This window comes from Pseudomonas sp. B14(2017), assembly GCF_002113255.1.
Taxonomy (GTDB): Bacteria; Pseudomonadota; Gammaproteobacteria; order Pseudomonadales; family Pseudomonadaceae; genus Aquipseudomonas; species Aquipseudomonas putida_Z.
This window is the reverse complement of the sequence record NZ_NEJY01000019.1, coordinates 114,954-137,534: the sequence shown is the minus strand read 5'-3', so window position 1 is coordinate 137,534 and position 22,581 is coordinate 114,954. Positions and strand designations below refer to the sequence as shown.

The following is a 22,581-nucleotide window of genomic DNA, read 5'->3' as shown; positions in this document are numbered from 1 at the left end:
GAAGGGGTGCATCATGGCAATCGTTAAATGCAAACCGACTTCCCCTGGCCGCCGTTTCGTGGTCAAGGTGGTCAACCAGGAGCTGCACAAAGGCGCTCCTCACGCACCGCTGATCGAGAAGAAATCGAAGTCTGGTGGTCGTAACAACAATGGCCGCATCACCACTCGTCACGTTGGTGGTGGTCATAAGCAGCATTACCGTCTGGTCGACTTCCGTCGCAACGACAAAGATGGCATCCCAGCCACTGTCGAGCGTATCGAATACGACCCGAACCGTACTGCTCACATCGCCCTGCTGTGCTACGCAGACGGTGAGCGTCGCTACATCATCGCCCCTAAAGGCGTGAGCGCTGGCGACCAGCTGATCGCAGGTGCCCTGGCCCCAATCAAGGCCGGTAACTCCCTGCAGCTGCGCAACATCCCAGTAGGTAGCACCATTCACGGCATCGAACTGAAGCCGGGTAAAGGTGCTCAGATCGCTCGTTCCGCTGGTGCTTCGGCTCAGCTGATCGCTCGTGAAGGCGTCTACGTGACTCTGCGTCTGCGTTCCGGTGAGATGCGTAAAGTACTGGCTGAGTGCCGTGCGACCCTGGGCGAAGTCTCGAACTCCGAGCACAGCCTGCGTTCGCTGGGTAAAGCTGGTGCCAAACGCTGGCGCGGCGTTCGCCCAACCGTTCGTGGTGTTGCCATGAACCCGGTTGACCACCCACATGGTGGTGGTGAAGGTCGTACCTCCGGTGGTCGTCATCCGGTATCGCCATGGGGCTTCCCAACCAAGGGTGCGAAGACCCGTGGTAATAAGCGTACCGACAACATGATCGTCCGTCGTCGCAAGTAACTAGAGGGATACGACAGTGCCACGTTCTCTGAAAAAAGGTCCTTTTATCGATCTTCACCTGCTGAAGAAGGTCGAAGTGGCGGTGGAGAAGAACGATCGCAAGCCAGTTAAAACCTGGTCGCGCCGTTCGATGATCCTGCCACAAATGGTCGGTCTGACCATCGCGGTACACAACGGTCGTCAACATGTCCCAGTTCTGGTGAACGAAGACATGGTCGGCCACAAACTGGGCGAGTTCGCCGGTACCCGCACCTATCGCGGGCACGTGGCTGACAAGAAAGCCAAGCGTTAAGGGGTAAGGAAATGGAAGTAGCCGCTAAGTTGTCGGGCGCTCGCATCTCCGCCCAGAAAGCCCGCTTGGTCGCCGACCAGATCCGCGGGAAGAAGGTGGGCGAAGCGCTCAACCTGTTGGCCTTCAGCAGCAAAAAAGCCGCTGAAATCATGAAGAAAGTCCTCGAGTCGGCCGTTGCCAACGCCGAACACAACGAAGGCGCAGACGTTGATGACCTGAAGGTCTCCACCGTCTTCGTCAACGAAGGGCGTTCGCTGAAGCGCATCATGCCACGTGCCAAAGGCCGTGCTGATCGCATCGTCAAGCGGTCTTGCCATATCACTGTCAAGGTTGCGGACAAGTAACGGAGTCGATCAGATGGGTCAGAAAGTACATCCCACTGGCATTCGCCTGGGAATCGTCAAGGAGCACACCTCCGTCTGGTACGCAGACGGTGCTACTTACGCAGATTACCTGTTGAAGGATCTGAAAACGCGTGAGTACCTCCAGGACAAACTAAAAAGCGCGTCCGTAAGCCGTATCGATATTCATCGTCCGGCTCAAACTGCACGCATCACCATCCACACCGCTCGTCCCGGTATCGTTATCGGTAAGAAAGGTGAAGATGTCGAGAAGCTGCGTCAGGACCTGACCAAGCAGATGGGTGTGCCTGTGCACATCAACATCGAAGAGATCCGCAAGCCGGAACTCGACGCTATGCTGGTTGCGCAGAGCGTAGCTCAGCAGCTGGAACGCCGCGTAATGTTCCGTCGCGCCATGAAGCGCGCCGTACAGAACGCCATGCGTATTGGTGCCAAGGGCATCAAGATCCAGGTGAGCGGTCGTCTCGGCGGTGCTGAGATTGCTCGTACCGAGTGGTATCGCGAAGGTCGTGTGCCTCTGCACACCCTGCGTGCCGATATCGACTACAACACCTACGAAGCTCACACCACTTACGGTGTGATCGGTGTGAAGGTTTGGATCTTCAAAGGCGAAGTTATTGGTGGTCGCCAAGAAGAACTGAAACCACAAGCACCAGCGCCTCGTAAAAAAGCTGCTAAGTAAGGGGTACGCCAAATGTTGCAACCAAAGCGTACAAAATTCCGCAAGCAGATGACTGGCCACAACCGTGGTCTGGCACTGCGCGGTAGCAAAGTCAGCTTCGGCGAATTCGCCCTGAAAGCTGTTGCTCGCGGTCGCCTCACCGCTCGCCAGATCGAGTCCGCACGTCGTGCGCTGACCCGTCACGTAAAACGTGGCGGTAAGATCTGGATCCGTGTGTTCCCGGACAAGCCGATCTCCAAGAAGCCTCTCGAGGTTCGTATGGGTAAAGGTAAGGGTTCCGTGGAATACTGGGTTGCCCAGATTCAGCCAGGCAAGGTCCTGTATGAAATCGAGGGTGTTTCTGAAGAGCTGGCGCGCGAAGCTTTCGCCCTGGCTGCTGCAAAGCTGCCTCTCGCCACCTCCTTTGTTAAGCGGACGGTGATGTGATGAAAGCGAATGAACTTCGTGAAAAATCGGCACAGCAACTGAATGAGCAACTGCTCGGCTTGCTGCGCGACCAGTTCAATCTGCGTATGCAGAAAGCAACTGGCCAGTTGGGGCAGTCGCACCTGCTCTCGCAAGTTAAGCGTGACATCGCTCGCGTGAAAACTGTGCTCAACCAGCAGGCAGGTAAGTGATCATGGCTGAAGCTGAAAAAACCGTCCGTACGCTGACTGGCCGTGTCGTCAGCGACAAAATGGACAAGACCATCACCGTTCTGATCGAGCGTCGCGTAAAGCACCCGATCTACGGTAAATACGTTAAGCGTTCGACTAAGCTGCACGCGCACGACGAAGCCAACCAGTGCAAGATCGGCGACAAGGTTTCCATCCGTGAAACCCGTCCGCTGGCCAAGACCAAGTCCTGGGCACTGGTTGAAGTCCTCGAACGCGCTGTTGAAGTCTAAGGGCTAGGGGTCGGAGAAATTTTATGATTCAGACTCAATCCATGCTCGATGTGGCCGATAACAGCGGCGCTCGTCGCGTCATGTGCATCAAGGTGCTCGGCGGTTCGCACCGCCGTTACGCCGGCATCGGTGACATCATCAAGGTAACCGTCAAGGAAGCAATTCCGCGCGGTAAGGTCAAGAAAGGCCAAGTGATGACTGCTGTTGTCGTGCGCACCCGTCACGGTGTTCGTCGCGCTGACGGTTCCATCATTCGTTTCGACGGCAACGCTGCTGTTCTGCTGAACAACAAGCAAGAGCCGATCGGCACTCGCATCTTCGGGCCAGTGACCCGTGAACTTCGTACTGAGAAGTTCATGAAGATCGTCTCGCTCGCCCCTGAAGTGCTGTAAGGAGATCCGACATGCAAAAGATTCGTCGTGACGACGAGATCATCGTGATCGCCGGCAAAGACAAAGGTAAGCGCGGTAAGGTGCTGAAGGTTCTGGCTGATGACCGTCTGGTCGTTGGTGGTGTGAACCTGGTCAAGCGTCATACCAAGCCTAACCCGATGGCGGGCGTACAGGGCGGTATCGTCGAAAAAGAAGCGCCTCTGCACGCTTCCAACGTTGCCATCTTCAACGGCGAAACCAACAAGGCTGACCGCGTTGGTTTCAAAGTAGAAGACGGTAAAAAAATTCGTGTCTTCAAGTCGACCCAAAAAGCGGTTGATGCTTGAACACTGCTAGGTAGAAGACCATGGCACGACTGAAAGAGATTTACCGGAACGAAATCGCTCCTAAGCTTAAGGAAGAACTTAAGCTGTCGAACGTGATGGAAGTTCCGCGCGTTACCAAGATCACCCTGAACATGGGTCTGGGCGAAGCGATCGGCGACAAGAAAGTCATCGAGCACGCTGTTGCCGACCTGGAAAAGATCACCGGTCAAAAGCCGGTCGTGACTTTCGCTCGTAAATCCATCGCGGGCTTCAAAGTCCGTGAAGGCTGGCCGATCGGTGTCAAGGTGACCCTGCGTCGCGACAAGATGTACGAATTCCTGGACCGCCTGCTGGCGATCTCCCTGCCTCGGGTTCGCGACTTCCGCGGCCTGAATGCCAAGTCCTTCGATGGCCGTGGCAACTACAGCATGGGCGTGAAAGAGCAGATCATCTTCCCGGAAATCGACTACGACAAGATCGATGCTCTGCGCGGTTTGGACATCACCCTGACCACCACTGCTCGTTCGGACGACGAAGGCCGCGCTCTGCTGCGTGCTTTCAAGTTCCCGTTCCGCAACTGATTGGAGTAGGAAAATGGCCAAGAAGAGCATGAAAAACCGCGAGCTGAAGCGTCAGCTCACGGTAGCCAAGTACGCCAAAAAGCGTGCCGAGCTGAAAGCGACCATCGTCAACCTGAACGCCTCTCCTGAAGAGCGTTTCGCTGCCGTTGTCGCCCTGCAGAAGCAGCCACGTGATGCCTCCGCTTCGCGTCTGCGCAACCGTTGCCGCCTGACCGGTCGTCCTCACGGTGTATACCGTAAGTTCGGCCTGGGCCGTAACATGCTGCGTCAAGCTGCAATGCGCGGTGACGTACCAGGTCTGGTCAAGGCCTCCTGGTAATCGCTGCAGGCTGGATCCCGGCGGAAGGGGAGCAATCTTCCGACCGCCGGTGACCTCGCCAACAAACAAGCCCCTATATGGGGCTTGTTTCGTTTCTACCTTGTGTCTAGAATGACCGGCTCACCTGAGCCTGGGTTTTTTGCCCTGTCCGCTCGGGTGGTTGTGATAGCCGCAAGGCTAATAATTCTTGTATCAGGAGCATCTAGCCCATGAGTATGCAGGACCCGTTAGCGGACATGCTAACTCGCATCCGTAATGCCCAGATGGCTGAAAAGTCCGTCGTAAGCATGCCTTCCTCCACCCTGAAGGTCGCGGTTGCCAAAGTTCTGAAAGACGAAGGTTACATCGCCGGCTACCAGGTAACTGGTGAGGCCAAGCCTTCCCTGTCGATCGAACTGAAGTACTTCGAAGGCCGTCCGGTCATCGAGGAACTGAAGCGCTCCAGCCGTCCAGGCCTGCGCCAGTACAAGTCCGTCGCAGAGCTGCCGAAAGTACGTGGCGGTCTGGGCGTGTCTATCGTCTCCACCAACAAAGGTGTGATGACTGATCGCGCTGCACGCGCTGCCGGTGTCGGCGGCGAAGTTCTGTGCACAGTGTTCTAAGGGGAGATAGGCATGTCTCGCGTCGCTAAGAACCCCGTTAAGCTGCCAGCAGGCGTCGAAGTCAAATTCGCCGGCCAGCAGCTTTCGGTGAAGGGTGCCAAAGGCACTCTCGAACTGAACGTTCACTCGTCTGTTGAAGTTACCGAAGAGTCTGGCGAGCTGCGTTTCGTCGCTCGCAACGGTGACCAGCAAGCTCGCGCCATGGCCGGTACCACCCGCGCTCTGGTGAACAACATGGTCCAGGGCGTAAGCCAAGGCTTCGAGCGCAAGCTCCAGCTGGTCGGTGTTGGTTACAAGGCACAGGCCAAGGGCACCGTCCTGAACCTGGCCCTGGGCTTCTCGCACCCAGTGGACTACGAACTGCCAGCCGGTATCACCGCTGAAACCCCAAGCCAGACCGACATCCTGATCAAGGGTATCGACAAGCAGCTGGTGGGTCAGGTGGCCGCTGAAATCCGCGACTTCCGTCCGCCAGAGCCTTACAAAGGCAAGGGTGTGCGTTACGCGGACGAAGTAGTCCGTCGTAAAGAAGCCAAGAAGAAGTAGGGCCTAGCAAATGACCGACAAAAAAGTTACTCGACTGCGTCGCGCTCGCAAAGCACGTCTCAAGATGCACGAACTCGAAGTCGTGCGCCTGTGCGTGTTCCGCTCCTCGCAGCACATCTACGCCCAGGTCATTTCGGCCGACGGCAGCAAGGTTCTGGCAAGCGCCTCGACCTTGGACAAAGAACTGCGTGATGGCGCCACTGGCAACATCGACGCGGCCACTAAGGTTGGCAAGCTGGTAGCTGAGCGTGCGAAAGCCGCCGGTGTATCTCAAGTTGCCTTTGACCGTTCCGGCTTCAAGTACCATGGCCGCGTCAAAGCGCTGGCTGATGCTGCTCGTGAAGGCGGGCTGGAGTTCTAAGTTATGGCAAATAACGATCAAAAGCGCGACGAAGGCTACATCGAGAAGCTGGTTCAAGTTAACCGCGTTGCCAAAACCGTAAAAGGCGGCCGTATCTTCACCTTCACCGCGCTGACCGTGGTAGGTGATGGTAAGGGCCGTGTTGGCTTCGGCCGTGGCAAGTCGCGCGAAGTACCAGCCGCGATCCAGAAAGCCATGGAAGCTGCTCGCCGCAACATGATCCAGGTTGACCTGAAGGGCACCACCCTGCAGTACGCCACCAAGGCTGCCCACGGCGCCTCGAAGGTTTACATGCAGCCTGCCTCGGAAGGTACCGGTATCATCGCCGGTGGCGCAATGCGTGCTGTCCTGGAAGTTGCTGGTGTTCAGAACGTTCTGGCCAAGTGCTACGGTTCGACCAACCCGGTGAACGTGGTTTACGCCACCTTCAAGGGTCTGAAAGCCATGCAATCTCCTGAATCCATTGCTGCCAAGCGCGGCAAGAGCGTCGAGGAGATCTTCTGATCATGGCAACCGTAAAAGTAACGCTGATCAAGAGCGTCTCGGGCCGTCTGCCTAACCACAAGCTGTGCGTTAAGGGCCTGGGTCTGCGTCGCATCGGTCACACTGTAGAAGTCCAGGATACTCCCGAAAACCGCGGGATGATCAACAAGGCTTACTACATGCTGAAGGTCGAGGGTTAATCGATGAAACTCAATGATCTGAGTCCAGCGCCGGGTTCCCGTCGCGAGAAGCATCGTCCAGGTCGTGGTATCGGTAGCGGTCTGGGTAAGACCGGCGGCCGTGGCCACAAAGGTCAGACTTCCCGTTCGGGTGGTTCGATCGCTCCTGGCTTCGAAGGCGGTCAACAGCCGCTGCACCGTCGTCTGCCGAAGTTCGGCTTCGTTTCCCTGAAAGCCATGGACCGCGCCGAAGTGCGTCTGTCCGAGCTGGCCAAGGTGGAAGGCGACGTGATCTCCGTGCAATCCCTGAAGGATGCCAACGTGATCGGCCAGAACGTACAGCGCGTGAAAATCATGCTGTCTGGCGAAGTCACTCGCGCAGTCACCATCAAGGGTATCGCAGCCACCAAGGGTGCGCGTGCGGCTATCGAAGCAGCTGGCGGCAAGTTCGAGGAATAAATGGCTAAGCAAGGTGCTCTCTCTTCGCTCGGTAAGGGCGGGATGTCGGAACTCTGGGCTCGTCTGCGCTTTCTGTTCATGGCGATCATCGTCTATCGGATAGGTGCGCATATCCCGGTTCCTGGCATCAATCCAGACCGTCTGGCGGATCTGTTTCGGCAGAATGAGGGGACCATTCTTAGCTTGTTCAACATGTTTTCCGGTGGCGCGCTCGAGCGCATGAGCATCTTTGCACTGGGGATCATGCCGTACATCTCGGCATCGATCATCATGCAGCTGATGACGGCGGTCAGCCCGCAACTGGAGCAGTTGAAGAAGGAAGGTGAAGCTGGCCGTCGCAAGATCAGCCAGTACACCCGCTACGGCACCGTTATCCTGGCACTGGTTCAAGCCATTGGCATGTCCATTGGCCTGGCCAACCAGGGCGTGGCGTTTTCTGTAGGCCTGGGCTTCCATGTCGTCGCCGTCTCCACCTTCGTGGCGGGCGCGATGTTCATGATGTGGCTGGGCGAGCAGATCACCGAGCGCGGTGTGGGCAACGGTATCTCGATGTTGATCTTCGCGGGTATCGTTGCCGGTCTTCCGAGAGCAATCGGGCAGTCTTTCGAGTCTGCACGCACAGGCGATATCAACATTTTCGCCCTGGTCGCTATCGGTTTGCTGGCAGTAGCGATTATCGGCTTCGTGGTGTTCATTGAGCGTGGTCAGCGTCGTATCGCCGTTCACTACGCCAAGCGTCAGCAGGGCCGCAAGGTCTTCGCTGCGCAGACCAGCCACTTGCCGCTGAAGGTGAACATGGCGGGGGTTATCCCGGCCATTTTCGCGAGCAGCATTCTGCTGTTCCCGGCTTCGCTGGGTGCCTGGTTCGGTCAGTCCGAAGGTATGGGCTGGCTGCAGGACATCTCGCAGTCGATCGCTCCTGGTCAGCCGTTGAACATTCTGCTGTTTAGTGCAGGGATCATTTTCTTCTGCTTCTTCTACACAGCGCTGATGTTCAACCCGAAAGACGTAGCGGAAAACCTGAAGAAGTCCGGTGCCTTTATTCCGGGTATCCGTCCTGGTGAGCAGTCGGCACGCTACATTGATGGCGTTCTGACCCGTCTGACCATGTTCGGTGCTCTTTACATGATGGCCGTCTGCCTTCTGCCCCAGTTCCTGGTGGTGGCAGCAAATGTGCCGTTCTACCTTGGCGGGACCTCGTTGCTGATTGTGGTAGTGGTTGTGATGGACTTCATGTCCCAAGTACAATCGCACCTCGTTTCGCACCAGTACGAATCCCTGATGAAGAAAGCCAACCTGAAAGGCTACGGTGGCAGCGGTCTGCTGCGCTGATACGCCCCTAAGGTTCGAGGAGTCGGTAATGAAAGTTCGTGCATCGGTGAAAAAGCTGTGCCGTAACTGCAAGATCATCCGTCGCGAAGGCGTCGTACGAGTGATCTGCAGCGCGGAACCGCGTCACAAACAGCGCCAAGGCTGAGTGTGATCTGCGCTTCAAACCCAGCAGCTAGTGTGCTGCTGGGTTGATTATTCGTTTCTACAGCGATATTATCTCGCGCCCTATTTCTTGGCTTCCGGGGCGTAGGTAGCTGTCAATTGGAGTCCCACTGAATGGCCCGTATTGCAGGCGTCAACATTCCAGATAACAAGCATGCTGTTATCTCGCTGACCTACATCTATGGTGTCGGTCGCACAACTGCACAGAAGATCTGTGCAGACGCTGGTGTAAACCCAGCCGCTAAGATCAAGGATCTGAGCGACGAGCAAATCGAAACCCTGCGTGGCGAAGTCGCGAAGTTCACCACCGAAGGTGACCTGCGTCGTGACATCAACATGAAGATCAAGCGCTTGATGGACCTGGGTTGCTACCGCGGCCTGCGTCATCGTAAAGGTCTGCCGGTTCGCGGTCAGCGCACCAAGACCAACGCACGCACCCGTAAGGGCCCGCGTAAGCCGATCCGCAAGTAATCGCCCAGGAATATAGACATGGCAAAACCTGCTGCTCGTCCTCGTAAGAAAGTCAAAAAGACAGTGGTTGATGGCATCGCCCACATCCATGCCTCTTTCAACAACACCATCGTGACCATCACCGACCGTCAGGGCAACGCTTTGTCCTGGGCGACCTCCGGTGGTTCGGGTTTCCGTGGTTCGCGCAAATCCACCCCGTTCGCAGCCCAGATCGCTGCTGAGCGTGCTGGTCAAGCTGCGCTGGAATACGGTCTGAAGAACCTCGACGTAAACGTCAAGGGTCCAGGTCCAGGTCGTGAGTCCGCCGTTCGTGCACTGAACAGCTGCGGCTACAAGATCGCCAGCATCACCGACGTGACGCCAATCCCGCACAACGGGTGCCGTCCGCCGAAGAAGCGTCGCGTGTAATCAGGAGACAGATAAATGGCACGTTACATTGGTCCAAAATGCAAACTGTCTCGTCGTGAAGGCACTGACCTGTTCCTGAAGAGCGGCGTTCGCGCTCTGGAATCGAAGTGCAACATCGAAGCAGCCCCAGGTATCCACGGCCAGCGCCGTGGCCGTCAGTCCGACTACGGTACCCAGCTGCGCGAGAAGCAAAAAGTTCGTCGTATCTACGGTGTTCTGGAGCGTCAGTTCCGCGGTTACTACCAGGCTGCAGCCTCGAAAAAAGGCGCAACCGGTGAGAACCTGCTGCAACTGCTCGAGTGCCGTCTGGATAACGTCGTCTACCGTATGGGCTTCGGCTCGACTCGTTCCGAGTCCCGTCAGCTGGTTTCGCACAAAGCGATCAGCGTCAACGGTAAGACTGTAAACATTCCATCCTACCAAGTTCGTCCGGGTGACGTGGTCGCGGTTCGCGAGAAGTCGCTGAACCAGCTGCGCATTGTTCAAGCCCTTGAACTGTGCGCCCAGCGTGGCCGCGTTGAGTGGGTTGACGTGGATGCTGCTAAAAAGTCGGGCGTTTTCAAGAACGTTCCTGCTCGCAGCGACCTGTCTGCCGACATCAACGAGAACCTGATTGTCGAGCTCTACTCCAAGTAAGGGCTAGAAAATAGGTGCATCCATGCAGATTTCGGTAAATGAGTTCCTGACTCCCCGCCACATTGATGTGCAGGTAGTCAGTCCGACCCGCGCCAAGATTACGCTCGAGCCTCTCGAGCGTGGTTTCGGCCATACCCTGGGCAACGCGCTGCGCCGCATCCTGTTGTCCTCCATGCCTGGCTGTGCAGTAGTCGAGGCCGAGATCGACGGCGTACTCCACGAGTACTCCGCGATCGAAGGTGTTCAGGAAGACGTCATTGAAATCCTGTTGAACCTGAAAGGCCTGGCTATCAAACTGCACGGTCGTGACGAAGTTACGCTGACCTTGTCGAAAAAGGGTTCGGGGGTGGTTACCGCTGCCGATATTCAGCTGGATCACGATGTCGAGATCGTCAACCCCGATCACGTAATCGCGAACCTGGCGTCGAACGGCGCCCTGAACATGAAGCTCACTGTAGCTCGTGGTCGTGGTTACGAGCCGGCCGACTCCCGTCAAACCGACGAAGACGAAAGCCGTAGCATTGGCCGTCTGCAGTTGGACGCTTCGTTCAGCCCGGTGCGTCGTATCGCCTATGTGGTCGAGAACGCCCGTGTTGAACAGCGTACCAACCTGGACAAGCTGGTCATTGATCTGGAAACCAACGGCACCCTGGACCCTGAAGAGGCTATCCGCCGCGCTGCGACCATCCTGCAACAGCAGCTGGCCGCGTTCGTCGACCTCAAAGGTGACAGCGAGCCTGTCGTAGTCGAGCAGGAAGACGAGATCGATCCGATCCTGCTGCGTCCGGTTGACGACCTGGAACTGACTGTACGTTCGGCCAACTGCCTCAAGGCGGAGAACATCTACTACATCGGCGACCTGATTCAGCGTACCGAAGTAGAGCTGTTGAAGACTCCTAACCTGGGCAAGAAGTCCCTGACTGAAATCAAGGACGTCCTGGCCTCTCGTGGTCTGTCTCTCGGCATGCGCCTCGACAACTGGCCGCCTGCAAGTCTTAAGAAAGACGACAAGGCGACCGCCTGATCGTCGTAATCACCGAACGTAGTGTTTGGTAAGGAATGAATCATGCGTCATCGTAAAAGTGGACGTCACCTGAGCCGTACCAGCTCTCACCGCAAGGCTATGTTCCAGAACATGGCAGTGTCGCTGATCGAGCACGAGCTGATCAAAACCACCCTGCCGAAAGCCAAGGAACTGCGCCGCGTTGCCGAGCCGCTGATTACCCTGGCCAAGGAAGACAGCGTAGCTAACCGCCGTCTGGCCTTCGATCGTACCCGTTCGAAGTCCGCTGTTGGCAAGCTGTTCAACGACCTGGGCAAGCGTTACGCCACCCGTCAGGGCGGCTACCTGCGCATCCTGAAGTGCGGTTTCCGCGCTGGCGACAACGCTCCTATGGCGTACGTCGAGCTGGTTGATCGTCCGGTCGGCGGTGCTGTAGAAGCTGCTGAGTAAGACGTTCTGTCTGCTACAAAGAACCGGGCCTAGTGCCCGGTTTTTTGTTTCAAGATGTATTGTTTATTTCTATTGATGCAAGTCATGTAATGCATTTGTTCTTGTAACCTTGCTCGTCAATACTCTCTCCAGAGCCGATTAGCCGGCGCTTGAAGACCGATAAGGAGAGCCCATGAGCAAGATTCTCACCACCGCCAGCGGTGCACCTGTAGCAGACAACCAGAATTCCCGTTCCGCCGGCCCGCGCGGCCCGCTGCTGCTCGACGACTTCCACCTGATCGAGAAGCTCGCCCACTTCAACCGCGAGAACATTCCTGAGCGCCGCGTACACGCAAAAGGCTCGGGCGCCTACGGCACCTTTACCGTCACCCGCGATATCACCGATTACACCAGTGCCAAGTTGTTTGAACAGGTTGGCAAGCAGACCGAAACCTTCCTGCGCTTCTCCACCGTTGGTGGTGAGCGTGGCTCCGCTGATACCGAGCGCGATCCCCGTGGTTTTGCCGTCAAGTTCTACACCGAGGAAGGCAACTGGGACATCGTCGGCAACAACACGCCGGTGTTCTTCATCCGCGATCCACTGAAGTTTCCGGACTTTATCCACACCCAGAAGCGTCACCCGCAATCCAACTTGAAGAACGCTCAGATGATGTGGGACTTCTGGTCGCACTCTCCCGAGGCACTGCATCAGGTCACCATTCTGTTCTCCGATCGTGGCATTCCGGACGGCTACCGCCACATGCACGGCTTCGGTAGCCATACCTACAGCCTGATCAATGCCCAGGGTGAACGCACCTGGGTCAAATGGCACTTCAAGACCCAGCAAGGCATCAAGAACCTCGCACCGGCAGATGCCGCGCGCCTGGCAGGTACAGACCCGGACTACGCCCAGCGCGACCTGTTCGAAGCCATCGAGCGGGGCGATTACCCACGCTGGTCCGTATGCATCCAAGTGATGAGCGAAGCCGAGGCTGCCAGCCGCGACGAAAACCCCTTCGACGTTACCAAGACCTGGTCGCAGAAGGTCTACCCGCTGATTGAAGTGGGCGTGCTGGAGCTCAACCGTAATCCGCTCAACTACTTTGCCGAGGTCGAGCAGGCTGCGTTTGGCCCGAGCAACATGGTGCCGGGTGTTGGCCTGTCGCCGGACCGCATGCTGCAAGGGCGGGTATTCGCCTACGCCGACGCGCACCGCTACCGGGTGGGTACCAATCACCAGCAGCTGCCGGTGAATGCACCACGCTGCCCGGTCAACAGCTACCAGCGTGATGGTTCCATGGCGGCTGGCAGTTACGGCAGCGCGCCGAACTATGAGCCCAACAGCTACAGCGATGCACCGAAGCAGTCGCCACGCCACGCCGAGCCTGCGCTTGCCCTGAATGGTTCCGCAGACCGTTACGACCACCGCGAAGACACCGACTACTACAGCCACGCAGGCGCGCTGTTCCGCCTGATGAACGATGAGCAGAAAGCCCTGCTGATAAACAACATTGCCGGCACCATGGCAGGCGTCAGCGAAGACGTGGTCCAGCGTCAGTTGCAATACTTCTTCAAGGCCGATCCGGCCTATGGCGAAGGGGTTGCCAAGGCCTTGGGCATCAATCTCGCCTAAGTCGAAGTGATAAGAAGAACCGCCCTCATTTGGGCGGTTTTTCAATGAATATCACTACTGTTTAACCGATTTTTTGCTTCTAATTGCGCGGTTTTCAGTGACCGCAGGCAAAAGCTGGTTCACACTATGTGGCATAGACGTTTTCACATGGAGAAGCAGGGCGATGCAAGGTCACCCGGACGTAATCAACTACCTCGTTACGCTGCTGAAGGGCGAACTGGCGGCGCGTGACCAGTACTTCATTCACTCGCGTATGTACGAAGACTGGGGCCTGTCCAAGCTCTACGAGCGCATCAACCACGAAATGGAAGAAGAGACGCAGCACGCAGATGCCCTGATGCGTCGCATCCTCATGCTCGAAGGCACCCCTGACATGCGCGCGGACGACCTGGAAGTGGGCAGCACCGTGCCGGAAATGATCGAGGCTGACCTCAAGCTCGAGTACAAGGTACGCGGCGCGCTGTGCAAAGGCATCGAGCTGTGCGAGCTGCACAAGGACTACATCAGCCGCGACATCCTGCGCGCTCAGTTGGCTGATACCGAAGAAGATCACACCTACTGGCTGGAGAAGCAGCAGGGGCTGATCAAGGCCATTGGCCTCGAGAATTACCTGCAGTCGCAGATGTAAAAGCCTGGGGCTGCTTTGCAGCCCTATCGCGACACAAGGCCGCTCCCACAGGGAAATGCATTACTCCTGTGGGAGCGGCCTTGTGTCGCGATAGGGCGCAAAGCGCCCCAGGGCCTTACGCCCGATCCCGCTCCAGCAACGGTTTCAGGTAGTGCCCGGTGTACGACTGTTTCATCGTACTCAGTTCTTCTGGCGTACCGCAGGCAATGATCTGCCCACCTTTCGAGCCACCCTCCGGCCCCAGATCCACCAGCCAGTCCGCGGTCTTGATCACATCCAGGTTGTGCTCGATCACCACCACGGTATTGCCGTGGTCGCGCAGGCGATGCAGCACGTCCAGCAACTGCTGGATATCGGCAAAGTGCAGGCCCGTGGTCGGCTCATCGAGGATGTACAGGGTCTTGCCGGTGTCACGCTTGGACAGTTCGCGCGATAGCTTGACTCGCTGGGCCTCACCACCCGACAGGGTTGTCGCCGACTGCCCCAGCTTGATGTACGACAGCCCCACATCCATCAACGTCTGCAGCTTGCGCGCCAGCGCCGGCACTGCGTCGAAGAACTCGCGGGCATCCTCGATGGTCATCTCCAGCACCTCGTGGATGTTCTTGCCCTTGTACTTGATCTCCAGGGTTTCGCGGTTGTAGCGCTTGCTCTTGCACACGTCGCACGGCACGTAGATGTCCGGCAGGAAGTGCATCTCCACCTTGATCAGGCCATCCCCCTGGCAGGCCTCGCAACGGCCCCCCTTGACGTTGAACGAGAAACGCCCCGGACCATAGCCGCGCGAACGCGATTCCGGCACACCGGAGAACAGCTCGCGGATCGGCGTGAAGATGCCGGTGTAGGTCGCCGGGTTCGAGCGAGGAGTGCGGCCGATCGGGCTCTGGTCGATATCCACCACCTTGTCCAGGTGCTGCAGGCCATCCATGCTGGCATGCGGCGCCGCTTCCAGGCTGCTTGCGCCATTCAGGGCGGTGGCGGCCAGTGGGAACAGGGTGTTGTTGATCAGCGTCGACTTGCCCGAGCCGGACACCCCGGTCACGCAGGTCAGCAGGCCGATCGGGACTTCCAGGTCGACGTTTTGCAGGTTGTTGCCACGCGCGCCCTTGAGCTTGAGTTGCAGCTTCTTGTTGCGCGGCGTGCGCTTGGCCGGCACGACAATCTTCTTGCGCCCGGACAGGTACTTGCCGGTCAGCGAGTCGGGGTGCTCCATGACCTCCTGCGGCGAGCCCTCGGCGACGATCTGCCCACCGTGCACCCCGGCTCCCGGGCCGATGTCCACCACGTAGTCGGCCAGGCGGATGGCGTCCTCGTCGTGTTCCACCACGATCACCGTGTTGCCCAGGTCGCGCAGGTGGTTGAGGGTGGCCAGCAGGCGGTCATTGTCACGCTGATGAAGGCCGATGGACGGCTCATCGAGGATGTACATCACTCCCACCAGGCCAGCGCCGATCTGGCTGGCCAGGCGGATACGCTGCGCTTCGCCACCGGACAGGGTATCGGCGCTGCGGTCCAGGGTGAGATAGTCGAGACCGACGTTGACCAGGAACTGCAGGCGCTCGCAGATTTCCTTGAGGATCTTCGCCGCAATCTCGCCACGGCGACCGGTCAGGGTCAGCTCGCCGAAATAGTTGCTGGCTTCACCGATCGGCAGATTGGTCACCGCCGGCAGGGTTTTTTCGCCCACCCACACGTGCCGCGCCTCACGGCGCAGGCGGGTGCCGCGGCAATCCGGGCAGGGCTGGGTGCCGAGGAATTTGGCCAGTTCTTCGCGCACGGTGGCCGACTCGGTCTCGCGGTAGCGACGCTCCAGGTTCGGCACGATGCCTTCGAACGGGTGCGAGCGCTTGACGATGTCGCCACGGTCGTTGAGGTACTTGAAGTCGACGCTCTGCTTGCCGCTGCCCTGAAGGATCACCTTCTGGTGCTCGGCCGAAAGCTGGCCGAATGGTTCCTCCAGGCTGAAGCCGTAATGCGCGGCCAGCGAGCCGAGCATCTGGAAGTAGTACACGTTGCGCCGGTCCCAGCCGCGGATCGCGCCTTCGGCCAAGGTGAGCTCGGCATTGACCAGGCGCTTGGTGTCGAAGAACTGCTTCACCCCCAGGCCATCGCAGGTCGGGCAGGCGCCGGCGGGGTTGTTGAAGGAGAACAGCTTCGGCTCCAGCTCGCTGATGGCATGACCACAGACCGGGCAGGCGAAACGCGCGGAGAAGATCGTCTCTTCGCCTTGTTCGTCATCCATCGGTGCCACCAGGGCGATGCCGTCGGCCAGCTTGAGTGCGGTCTCGAACGACTCGGCCAGGCGCTGTTGCAGGTCGGCGCGGACCTTGAAACGGTCCACCACCACATCGATGCTGTGTTTTTTCTGCTTGTCCAGCTTGGGCAGTTCGTCGAGTTCGTAGAGCTTGCCGTTGACCCGGGCGCGCACAAAGCCCTGGGCGCGCAGCTCGTCGAACACTGCCAGGTGCTCGCCCTTGCGCTCGCGCACCACCGGCGCCAGCAGCATCAGCTTGCTGCCTTCCGGGCGCTCCAGCACCAGGTCGACCATCTGGCTGATCGTTTGCGCCTCCAGCGGGATATCGTGATCCGGGCAGCGTGGGGTGCCGACACGGGCGTACAGCAGGCGCAGATAGTCGTAGATTTCGGTGATGGTGCCGACCGTGGAGCGGGGGTTGTGCGAGGTCGACTTCTGCTCGATGGAAATGGCTGGCGACAGGCCTTCGATGGTATCGACGTCGGGCTTTTCCATCATCGACAGGAACTGCCGGGCGTAGGCCGACAGCGATTCCACATAGCGGCGCTGGCCTTCGGCGTACAGGGTGTCGAACGCCAGGGACGACTTGCCGGAACCGGACAGACCGGTGATCACGATCAGCTTGTCCCGGGGCAGGGTCAGGTCGATGTTCTTCAGGTTGTGGGTACGTGCCCCACGAATCAGGATCTTGTCCACTGCGGCCTCGCTCGGCGGGCATAAACAAGGAAGTATACGGCGCCCTGCCAGTACGCGGCAAAGCGTCGCGTAGATGCCGTCAAGCTGTCGGACTGATAGAATCGCCGCCGGTTCACACGAGGTTAATCCATGCACGACACCCACAACGAGCGCATGAGTGGCGGCGAAACCCGCGCCGCTGGCGGCCTGGCCCTGGTCTTTGCCTTTCGTATGCTGGGCATGTTCATGGTCTTGCCGGTGCTGGCCACCTACGGCATGGACCTGGCCGGTGCCACGCCTGCGCTGATCGGCCTGGCCATTGGTGCCTATGGCCTGACGCAGGCCGTATTGCAGATCCCGTTCGGGATGATTTCCGATCGCATCGGCCGCCGGCCGGTGATTTACCTGGGGCTGGTCATCTTTGCCCTGGGTAGTGTATTGGCGGCCCAGGCCGACTCCATCTGGGGAGTGATCGCCGGGCGTATCCTGCAGGGCGCCGGGGCGATTTCCGCTGCGGTCATGGCGCTGCTGTCCGACCTCACTCGCGAGCAGCACCGGACCAAGGCCATGGCCATGATCGGCATGAGCATCGGCCTGTCGTTTGCTGTCGCCATGGTCGTTGGCCCATTGCTGACTCGTGCCTTTGGCTTGTCAGGATTGTTCCTCGCCACGGCAGGACTTGCCCTGGTCGGCATCCTGCTGATCGCCTTTGTGGTGCCCAATACCCACAGCATCCTGCAGCACCGTGAGTCGGGTGTGGCGCGCCAGGCCATCGGCCCGACCCTGCGCCATCCGGACCTTCTGCGCCTGGATGTGGGCATCTTCATCCTCCATGCCATCCTCATGGCCAGCTTCGTCGCATTGCCACTGGCCTTTGTCGAGCGCGGCGGCCTGCCGAAGGAGCAGCACTGGTGGGTGTACCTGACTGCGTTGTTCATCTCATTTTTTGCAATGGTCCCGTTCATCATCTATGGCGAAAAAAAGCGCAAGATGAAACGCGTGCTGGCCGGGGCGGTCAGTGTGTTGCTGCTGGTGGAGGTGTTCTTCTGGCAGTGGGCTGACGGTTTGCGCGGACTGGTGATCGGCACCGTGGTATTCTTTACTGCATTCAACCTGCTGGAGGCATCGCTGCCTTCGCTGGTGAGCAAGGTGTCGCCTGCAGGTGGCAAGGGGACGGCAATGGGGGTCTACTCCACCAGCCAGTTCCTCGGCGCTGCCCTGGGAGGAATCCTTGGTGGCTGGTTGTTCCAGCACGGCGGGCTGAACATGGTGTTCCTCGGTTGTGCGGTACTGTGTGCCATCTGGTTGGTCGTCGCCTTGCGCATGAACGAGCCGCCCTATGTGACCAGCCTGCGCATGCCGCTGACGCCAGAGGCAGTCCGGGAAGCCGGCCTGACCGAGCGCCTGATGGCTGTGCCAGGTGTGACCGACGCCGTCGTGGTGGCGGAAGAAGCCGCCATCTATATCAAACTGGATACGAAAATTTTGGACCGTACGACCCTCGAGCGCCTGGTGAACCCGGCCTCTTCGGCGTGCGAAGCCTAGGAGAACGTTATGGCCCGTGGGGTTAACAAAGTCATTCTGGTCGGCACCTGTGGCCAGGATCCCGAAGTCCGCTACCTGCCCAACGGTAACGCCGTGACCAACCTGAGCCTGGCTACCAGCGAGCAGTGGACCGACAAGCAGTCGGGCCAGAAGGTCGAGCGTACCGAGTGGCACCGTGTGTCGCTGTTCGGCAAGGTTGCCGAAATCGCCGGCGAATACCTGCGCAAGGGTTCGCAGTGCTACATCGAAGGCAAGCTGCAGACTCGCGAGTGGGAAAAAGACGGCATCAAGCGTTACACCACCGAGATCATCGTCGACATCAACGGCACCATGCAGCTGCTCGGCGGTCGTCCGCAGGGCCAGCAGCAGGGCGGTGACCCGTACAACCAGGGTGGCGGCAACTACGGTGGCGGCCAGCAGCAGTACAACCAGGCCCCGCCACGTCAACAGGCCCAGCGCCCGCAACAGGCCCCTCAGCGCCCGGCACCGCAGCAGCCAGCCCCGCAGCCGGCGGCTGACTTCGACAGCTTCGATGACGATATTCCGTTCTGATCAGAGCGGTTTAGCGTCTAGCAGGGCCAGAAACCCAGGGCAGAGTTGCCCTGGGTTTTTTCATTTGTGGGGAATGCCAGAAGAGAAGGTGAGGGCTGCCAGGTGCTCAATCTCCCGGCGAGCACATCACCGGTTGCTAATTTTCAGCATTTGGTGATGAAGCTTTTTCATGGGCAATGGCACGTACCCTGTGGGAGCGGGCAAGCCCGCGAAGCAGGCGACGCGATGGATGGCACCGGCTACGCCGGTGTTCGCGGGCATGCCCGCTCCCACAGGTTGCGTGGGTTTCTGCTACGGCGCAATCCTGTGAGGGCGGGTGCAGCCAGCCAGCGCTTCAATAAAACAACCGCGGCTCCGGCGAGTCCAGCAAGCTGACCAGCTTGGTCAGGGCAAAGCCCAGTTCCTGGCGGCTGGGGGCCATCAGGGCGATGCGCACGCCGCAGCTGGCGTGGCTGCGTTCTGGCAGGAACTGGCTGCCACTGACTACCGTGACGCCGTTGTTACGCGCCAAGTTGGCGAATTCGTCGCTGGTCCACGGCTCGGGCAACTCCAGCCAGATGTGGAAGCTGTTGGGCTGGCTGCGGATCTTGTACTTGCCAAGGATCTCCCGGGCCATTTGCTGGCGCGCGGCCGCCTCCTCCTGTTGTTCCCGCACCAGCTGGTCGGCCATGCCGCTGTTGATCAGGTTGCTGGCCAGTTGCGCCATCAACGGTGATGGCATCCAGACGCTGCTGCGTACCATCGACGAAAGCCGCGAGAGGGTTTGCGGTGGGGCATACAGGTAACCGATGCGCAGTGCCGGCAGCACACTTTTGGACAGGCTGGTGAGGTACACCGAGCGTTCGGGCGCATACGCCGCCAGTGGCTGGTAATCCGGTGCGGGTTCAAGGAAGCCGTAGATATCGTCATCGACGATGAACAGGTCGAACTCGCGGGCGATCTCTGCGATGGCCTGGCGCCGTGCGTGGGGCATGATCGAGTTGGTGGGGTTCTGGTGGGTGGTGACACACACCAACAGGGAAGGGCGATGCTCCAGGCAGGCCGCGCGCAATGCCTCGGGAATCAGGCCATGCTCGTCCATGGCCACGCCACGCAGGCGTCGGCCCATGCTGTGGGCCAGGGAGATGATGCCTGGGTAGCAGAACGACTCGCACAGCACCACATCGTCGCTCTTCGACAGGCTGCTGATGGCCACCAATAGTCCATGCTGGGCGCCAGAGGTCAGTACAACCTGTTGCCAGCGCGCATCAGGCAGCCAGCGCCGAATCCAGGCTGCACCTGCTTGTTTGTGGGAGGTGTGACCACCTTCTGTCACATAGTCGAGTACCTGTCCCAGGTCCGCAGAGGTGGCCAGCTCGCTGATCGCCGCACCCAGCCACTCACTCATGTGGGCGTCGTTGGGTTTGATGATCGAGAGATCGATCTGGCTGCTTTCGCCAGTAACTGGTGTGGGCACCGACGGGGCGGATAACCGCTGTCGCAACTGCCTGACAAATGTGCCACGGCCCACCTCTCCAACCACCAGGCCGCGCTTGGCCGCTTCGTCGTAGGCTCTTCCAACGGTGCCGGGGGTTACATTCAGTGCCTCGGCAAGGTCTTTGAGGGTGGGCAAGCGATCGCCTGCTGCAAGCCGACCACTTTCGATGTCCTGTTCAAGGGCATTAGCGATCATCAGGTAAACCGGCTGGGTTTGATCGCCGTATTGAGGGACCCACATGGAAATGGCACCAGATTCTGCAATTGCGCGCAGCCTAACATGAAAGCCAGGATGCGGGTAATGATGGTAATTCTCGTACTTGAGTCGATTGAATTGGATATTGCATCGATGCAATTCATGTAATTACAATCATCGAGCTGATTGGGACATGCACACTTGCGTTGTGCTTGGCAGGACACTCCACTGGATGGACTTCGCTATGGAAATTCTGGGCGCTTTCTGGGCGGAACACTGGTTGCTGGCGGTGCTCATGCTTGGCGCTATCGCTTTCGTTGCCGGCTTCGTAGACAGCATTGCCGGTGGCGGCGGGTTGTTCCTGGTGCCGGGCTTTCTGCTGGTCGGCATGCCGCCGCAGGTTGCCCTCGGCCAGGAAAAACTGGTCAGTACCCTTGGCACACTGGCAGCCATCCGCAACTTCCTGGCCAACAGCAAGATGGTCTGGAAGGTAGCGCTGGTCGGCGTGCCATTCTCGCTGCTCGGTGCCTACCTGGGGGCGCACCTGATCGTGTCGATCTCCCAGGAAACCGTGGGCAAGATCATCCTGGCGCTGATCCCCTTCGGCATCCTCATCTTCCTCACCCCCAAGGACCGCCCGGTCGAGGAGCGCGAACTGTCATCGCGCATGCTGTTCACCGTGGTCCCACTGACCTGCCTGGCCATCGGTTTCTATGACGGCTTCTTCGGCCCCGGTACCGGCAGCATGTTCATCATTGCTTTCCATTACCTGCTGCGCATGGACCTGGTCTCCAGCTCGGCCAACTCCAAAACCTTCAATTTCGCGTCCAACATCGGCGCCCTGATGGCCTTCGTCATTGCCGGCAAGGTCGTCTACCTGCTGGCGTTGCCGCTGGTGGCCTGCAACATCCTCGGTAACCACCTGGGCAGCGCACTGGCCCTGCGCAAGGGCAACGAAGTGGTGCGCAAGGCGCTGGTGTTCTCGATGCTCTGCCTGTTCACCAGCCTGGGCGTGAAGTACCTGGCCTGACCCTTCCATAGGAGACAACTGATGAAAACCGCATTCGTAACTGGCGCCTCCTCGGGCTTTGGCCGCGCCATCTGCCGTACCTTGATCGGCAAAGGCTACCGCGTGATCGGTGGCGCCCGGCGCATGGACAAGCTGCAAGCGCTGGAGGCCGAGCTGGGCGTCAATTTCATTCCGCTGGCGCTGGACGTCACCGACCCGGTGTCGCTCGAGACGGCGGTCGAGCAGATTCGTGATGCTTCGCTGCAGATCGACCTGCTGGTCAACAATGCCGGGCTGGCGCTGGGCGTGGACCGTGCCCAGGCCAGCAGTGCGGAAAACTGGCAGCGGATGATCGACACCAACATCACCGGCCTGGCCATGGTCACCCACAAGATCCTGCCGCAGATGGTGGAAGCCGACAGCGGCATGATCATCAACATCGGCTCGATCGCCGGCACCTACCCCTACCCGGGCGGTAATGTGTATGGCGCCAGCAAGGCCTTTGTCCGCCAGTTCAGCCTCAACCTGCGCGCCGACCTGGCGGGCACCCGAGTGCGAGTGAGCAACATCGAGCCAGGGCTGTGCTCGGGGACCGATTTCTCGGTGGTGCGCCTGAACGGCAACCTGGATGCCGTGCAGGCGCTATATCGGGATGTGGAGGCCATCCTGCCCGAGGACATCGCGGCCACGGTGGCCTGGATTGCCGAGCAGCCGGCGCATGTGAACATCAATACCATCGAGATCATGCCGGTGGCCCAGAGCAGTGCGGCGCTGAACGTGGTGCGCAACCTGCCGGCTTGCTGATCGGCCGGTGGTGGATGGCACCGGCGTTGCCGGTGTTCGCGGGCACGCCCGCTCCCACAGGAATAGCGCCCTGCTTCGGGC

General features: G+C 59.2%; 32 protein-coding genes. 30 read left to right on the top strand and 2 right to left on the bottom strand.

Features of this window, described 5'->3' with window-relative positions; translation table 11 throughout:
* The first annotated feature begins 13 nt into the window (after positions 1-13).
* From rplB to bfr, 26 genes are all read left to right on the top strand, one after another.
* Positions 14-838 (top strand): 50S ribosomal protein L2, encoded by an 825-nt coding sequence (gene rplB, locus CAG34_RS20265; protein WP_015268750.1) that lies wholly within the window; start codon positions 14-16, stop codon positions 836-838.
* Between the two features lie 16 nt (positions 839-854).
* The gene (gene rpsS / locus CAG34_RS20260; protein WP_003255482.1) at positions 855-1,130 is read left to right on the top strand and encodes a 30S ribosomal protein S19; all 276 of its coding nucleotides are present in this window, start codon (positions 855-857) and stop codon (positions 1,128-1,130) included.
* 11 nt (positions 1,131-1,141) lie between these two features.
* Positions 1,142-1,474 (top strand): 50S ribosomal protein L22, encoded by a 333-nt coding sequence (rplV, locus tag CAG34_RS20255; RefSeq protein ID WP_003103908.1) that lies wholly within the window; start codon positions 1,142-1,144, stop codon positions 1,472-1,474.
* A gap of 13 nt (positions 1,475-1,487) precedes the next feature.
* Complete coding sequence (gene rpsC, locus CAG34_RS20250; protein WP_003255481.1) at positions 1,488-2,174, top strand: 30S ribosomal protein S3; 687 nt, start codon at positions 1,488-1,490, stop codon at positions 2,172-2,174.
* A gap of 12 nt (positions 2,175-2,186) precedes the next feature.
* Entirely contained in the window at positions 2,187-2,600 is a 414-nt protein-coding gene (gene rplP, locus CAG34_RS20245; protein WP_003255479.1) for a 50S ribosomal protein L16, read from the top strand.
* Positions 2,600-2,791 carry a 50S ribosomal protein L29 gene (rpmC, locus tag CAG34_RS20240; RefSeq protein ID WP_002555481.1) on the top strand — a complete coding sequence of 64 codons (192 nt, stop codon included), beginning with the start codon at positions 2,600-2,602 and terminating at the stop codon, positions 2,789-2,791. Before rplP ends, rpmC begins: the two co-directional genes overlap by 1 nt.
* Positions 2,792-2,793: 2 nt before the next feature.
* Positions 2,794-3,060: a 30S ribosomal protein S17 gene (gene rpsQ / locus CAG34_RS20235; RefSeq protein WP_003255478.1), complete on the top strand. Its 267-nt coding sequence runs from the start codon at positions 2,794-2,796 to the stop codon at positions 3,058-3,060.
* A gap of 23 nt (positions 3,061-3,083) precedes the next feature.
* A complete protein-coding gene (rplN, locus tag CAG34_RS20230; RefSeq protein WP_002555479.1) occupies positions 3,084-3,452 on the top strand; it encodes a 50S ribosomal protein L14 in 369 nt (122 codons plus the stop codon).
* A gap of 11 nt (positions 3,453-3,463) precedes the next feature.
* Entirely contained in the window at positions 3,464-3,778 is a 315-nt protein-coding gene (gene rplX, locus CAG34_RS20225) for a 50S ribosomal protein L24 (RefSeq protein WP_016715319.1), read from the top strand.
* Between the two features lie 20 nt (positions 3,779-3,798).
* Positions 3,799-4,338, top strand: coding sequence for a 50S ribosomal protein L5 (gene rplE / locus CAG34_RS20220; RefSeq protein WP_003257095.1), 540 nt, complete (start codon positions 3,799-3,801; stop codon positions 4,336-4,338).
* 13 nt (positions 4,339-4,351) lie between these two features.
* Positions 4,352-4,657 carry a 30S ribosomal protein S14 gene (gene rpsN, locus CAG34_RS20215; protein ID WP_013970638.1) on the top strand — a complete coding sequence of 102 codons (306 nt, stop codon included), beginning with the start codon at positions 4,352-4,354 and terminating at the stop codon, positions 4,655-4,657.
* A gap of 209 nt (positions 4,658-4,866) precedes the next feature.
* A complete protein-coding gene (gene rpsH / locus CAG34_RS20210; protein ID WP_009681971.1) occupies positions 4,867-5,259 on the top strand; it encodes a 30S ribosomal protein S8 in 393 nt (130 codons plus the stop codon).
* A gap of 12 nt (positions 5,260-5,271) precedes the next feature.
* Positions 5,272-5,805, top strand: coding sequence for a 50S ribosomal protein L6 (gene rplF / locus CAG34_RS20205; RefSeq protein WP_009681972.1), 534 nt, complete (start codon positions 5,272-5,274; stop codon positions 5,803-5,805).
* Between the two features lie 10 nt (positions 5,806-5,815).
* On the top strand, positions 5,816-6,166 hold the full coding sequence (rplR, locus tag CAG34_RS20200) for a 50S ribosomal protein L18 (RefSeq protein WP_009397496.1): 351 nt from the start codon (positions 5,816-5,818) through the stop codon (positions 6,164-6,166).
* Between the two features lie 3 nt (positions 6,167-6,169).
* A complete protein-coding gene (gene rpsE / locus CAG34_RS20195) occupies positions 6,170-6,670 on the top strand; it encodes a 30S ribosomal protein S5 (protein ID WP_003255465.1) in 501 nt (166 codons plus the stop codon).
* A gap of 2 nt (positions 6,671-6,672) precedes the next feature.
* Complete coding sequence (rpmD, locus tag CAG34_RS20190) at positions 6,673-6,849, top strand: 50S ribosomal protein L30 (RefSeq protein ID WP_003255463.1); 177 nt, start codon at positions 6,673-6,675, stop codon at positions 6,847-6,849.
* 3 nt (positions 6,850-6,852) lie between these two features.
* On the top strand, positions 6,853-7,287 hold the full coding sequence (rplO, locus tag CAG34_RS20185) for a 50S ribosomal protein L15 (RefSeq protein ID WP_003257107.1): 435 nt from the start codon (positions 6,853-6,855) through the stop codon (positions 7,285-7,287).
* On the top strand, positions 7,288-8,619 hold the full coding sequence (secY, locus tag CAG34_RS20180) for a preprotein translocase subunit SecY (protein WP_003257108.1): 1,332 nt from the start codon (positions 7,288-7,290) through the stop codon (positions 8,617-8,619). It begins immediately after the preceding gene.
* 28 nt (positions 8,620-8,647) lie between these two features.
* Positions 8,648-8,764: a 50S ribosomal protein L36 gene (rpmJ, locus tag CAG34_RS20175; protein ID WP_002555468.1), complete on the top strand. Its 117-nt coding sequence runs from the start codon at positions 8,648-8,650 to the stop codon at positions 8,762-8,764.
* A gap of 131 nt (positions 8,765-8,895) precedes the next feature.
* A complete protein-coding gene (gene rpsM / locus CAG34_RS20170; RefSeq protein WP_003257112.1) occupies positions 8,896-9,252 on the top strand; it encodes a 30S ribosomal protein S13 in 357 nt (118 codons plus the stop codon).
* An 18-nt stretch (positions 9,253-9,270) separates the two neighbouring features.
* Positions 9,271-9,660, top strand: coding sequence for a 30S ribosomal protein S11 (gene rpsK, locus CAG34_RS20165; protein ID WP_003255454.1), 390 nt, complete (start codon positions 9,271-9,273; stop codon positions 9,658-9,660).
* A gap of 15 nt (positions 9,661-9,675) precedes the next feature.
* Positions 9,676-10,296, top strand: coding sequence for a 30S ribosomal protein S4 (rpsD, locus tag CAG34_RS20160; protein ID WP_003257114.1), 621 nt, complete (start codon positions 9,676-9,678; stop codon positions 10,294-10,296).
* 22 nt (positions 10,297-10,318) lie between these two features.
* Positions 10,319-11,320, top strand: coding sequence for a DNA-directed RNA polymerase subunit alpha (gene rpoA, locus CAG34_RS20155; protein ID WP_003255452.1), 1,002 nt, complete (start codon positions 10,319-10,321; stop codon positions 11,318-11,320).
* Positions 11,321-11,362: 42 nt separating this feature from the next.
* Positions 11,363-11,749, top strand: coding sequence for a 50S ribosomal protein L17 (rplQ, locus tag CAG34_RS20150; RefSeq protein ID WP_003255451.1), 387 nt, complete (start codon positions 11,363-11,365; stop codon positions 11,747-11,749).
* A 172-nt stretch (positions 11,750-11,921) separates the two neighbouring features.
* Complete coding sequence (locus CAG34_RS20145; protein WP_085592041.1) at positions 11,922-13,361, top strand: catalase; 1,440 nt, start codon at positions 11,922-11,924, stop codon at positions 13,359-13,361.
* Between the two features lie 163 nt (positions 13,362-13,524).
* On the top strand, positions 13,525-13,989 hold the full coding sequence (gene bfr, locus CAG34_RS20140) for a bacterioferritin (RefSeq protein ID WP_003257116.1): 465 nt from the start codon (positions 13,525-13,527) through the stop codon (positions 13,987-13,989).
* 115 nt (positions 13,990-14,104) lie between these two features.
* On the opposite strand, the gene uvrA is transcribed toward bfr, so the two are convergent.
* On the bottom strand, positions 14,105-16,939 hold the full coding sequence (gene uvrA, locus CAG34_RS20135) for an excinuclease ABC subunit UvrA (RefSeq protein WP_025337492.1): 2,835 nt from the start codon (positions 16,937-16,939) through the stop codon (positions 14,105-14,107).
* Positions 16,940-17,068: 129 nt separating this feature from the next.
* Here uvrA and CAG34_RS20130 point away from each other — a divergent pair, with 129 nt between their 5' ends.
* A complete protein-coding gene (locus CAG34_RS20130) occupies positions 17,069-18,463 on the top strand; it encodes an MFS transporter (protein ID WP_015268752.1) in 1,395 nt (464 codons plus the stop codon).
* 9 nt (positions 18,464-18,472) lie between these two features.
* Entirely contained in the window at positions 18,473-19,015 is a 543-nt protein-coding gene (locus CAG34_RS20125) for a single-stranded DNA-binding protein (RefSeq protein WP_021783897.1), read from the top strand.
* A gap of 334 nt (positions 19,016-19,349) precedes the next feature.
* Here CAG34_RS20125 and CAG34_RS20120 read toward each other — a convergent pair whose 3' ends face one another.
* The gene (locus tag CAG34_RS20120) at positions 19,350-20,732 is read right to left on the bottom strand and encodes a PLP-dependent aminotransferase family protein (RefSeq protein WP_085592039.1); all 1,383 of its coding nucleotides are present in this window, start codon (positions 20,730-20,732) and stop codon (positions 19,350-19,352) included.
* 199 nt (positions 20,733-20,931) lie between these two features.
* Here CAG34_RS20120 and CAG34_RS20115 point away from each other — a divergent pair, with 199 nt between their 5' ends.
* Both CAG34_RS20115 and CAG34_RS20110 read left to right on the top strand, forming a co-directional pair.
* Positions 20,932-21,717 carry a TSUP family transporter gene (locus CAG34_RS20115; protein ID WP_085592055.1) on the top strand — a complete coding sequence of 262 codons (786 nt, stop codon included), beginning with the start codon at positions 20,932-20,934 and terminating at the stop codon, positions 21,715-21,717.
* 21 nt (positions 21,718-21,738) lie between these two features.
* Positions 21,739-22,500: an SDR family NAD(P)-dependent oxidoreductase gene (locus tag CAG34_RS20110; protein ID WP_085592037.1), complete on the top strand. Its 762-nt coding sequence runs from the start codon at positions 21,739-21,741 to the stop codon at positions 22,498-22,500.
* The last annotated feature ends 81 nt before the right edge of the window (positions 22,501-22,581 follow it).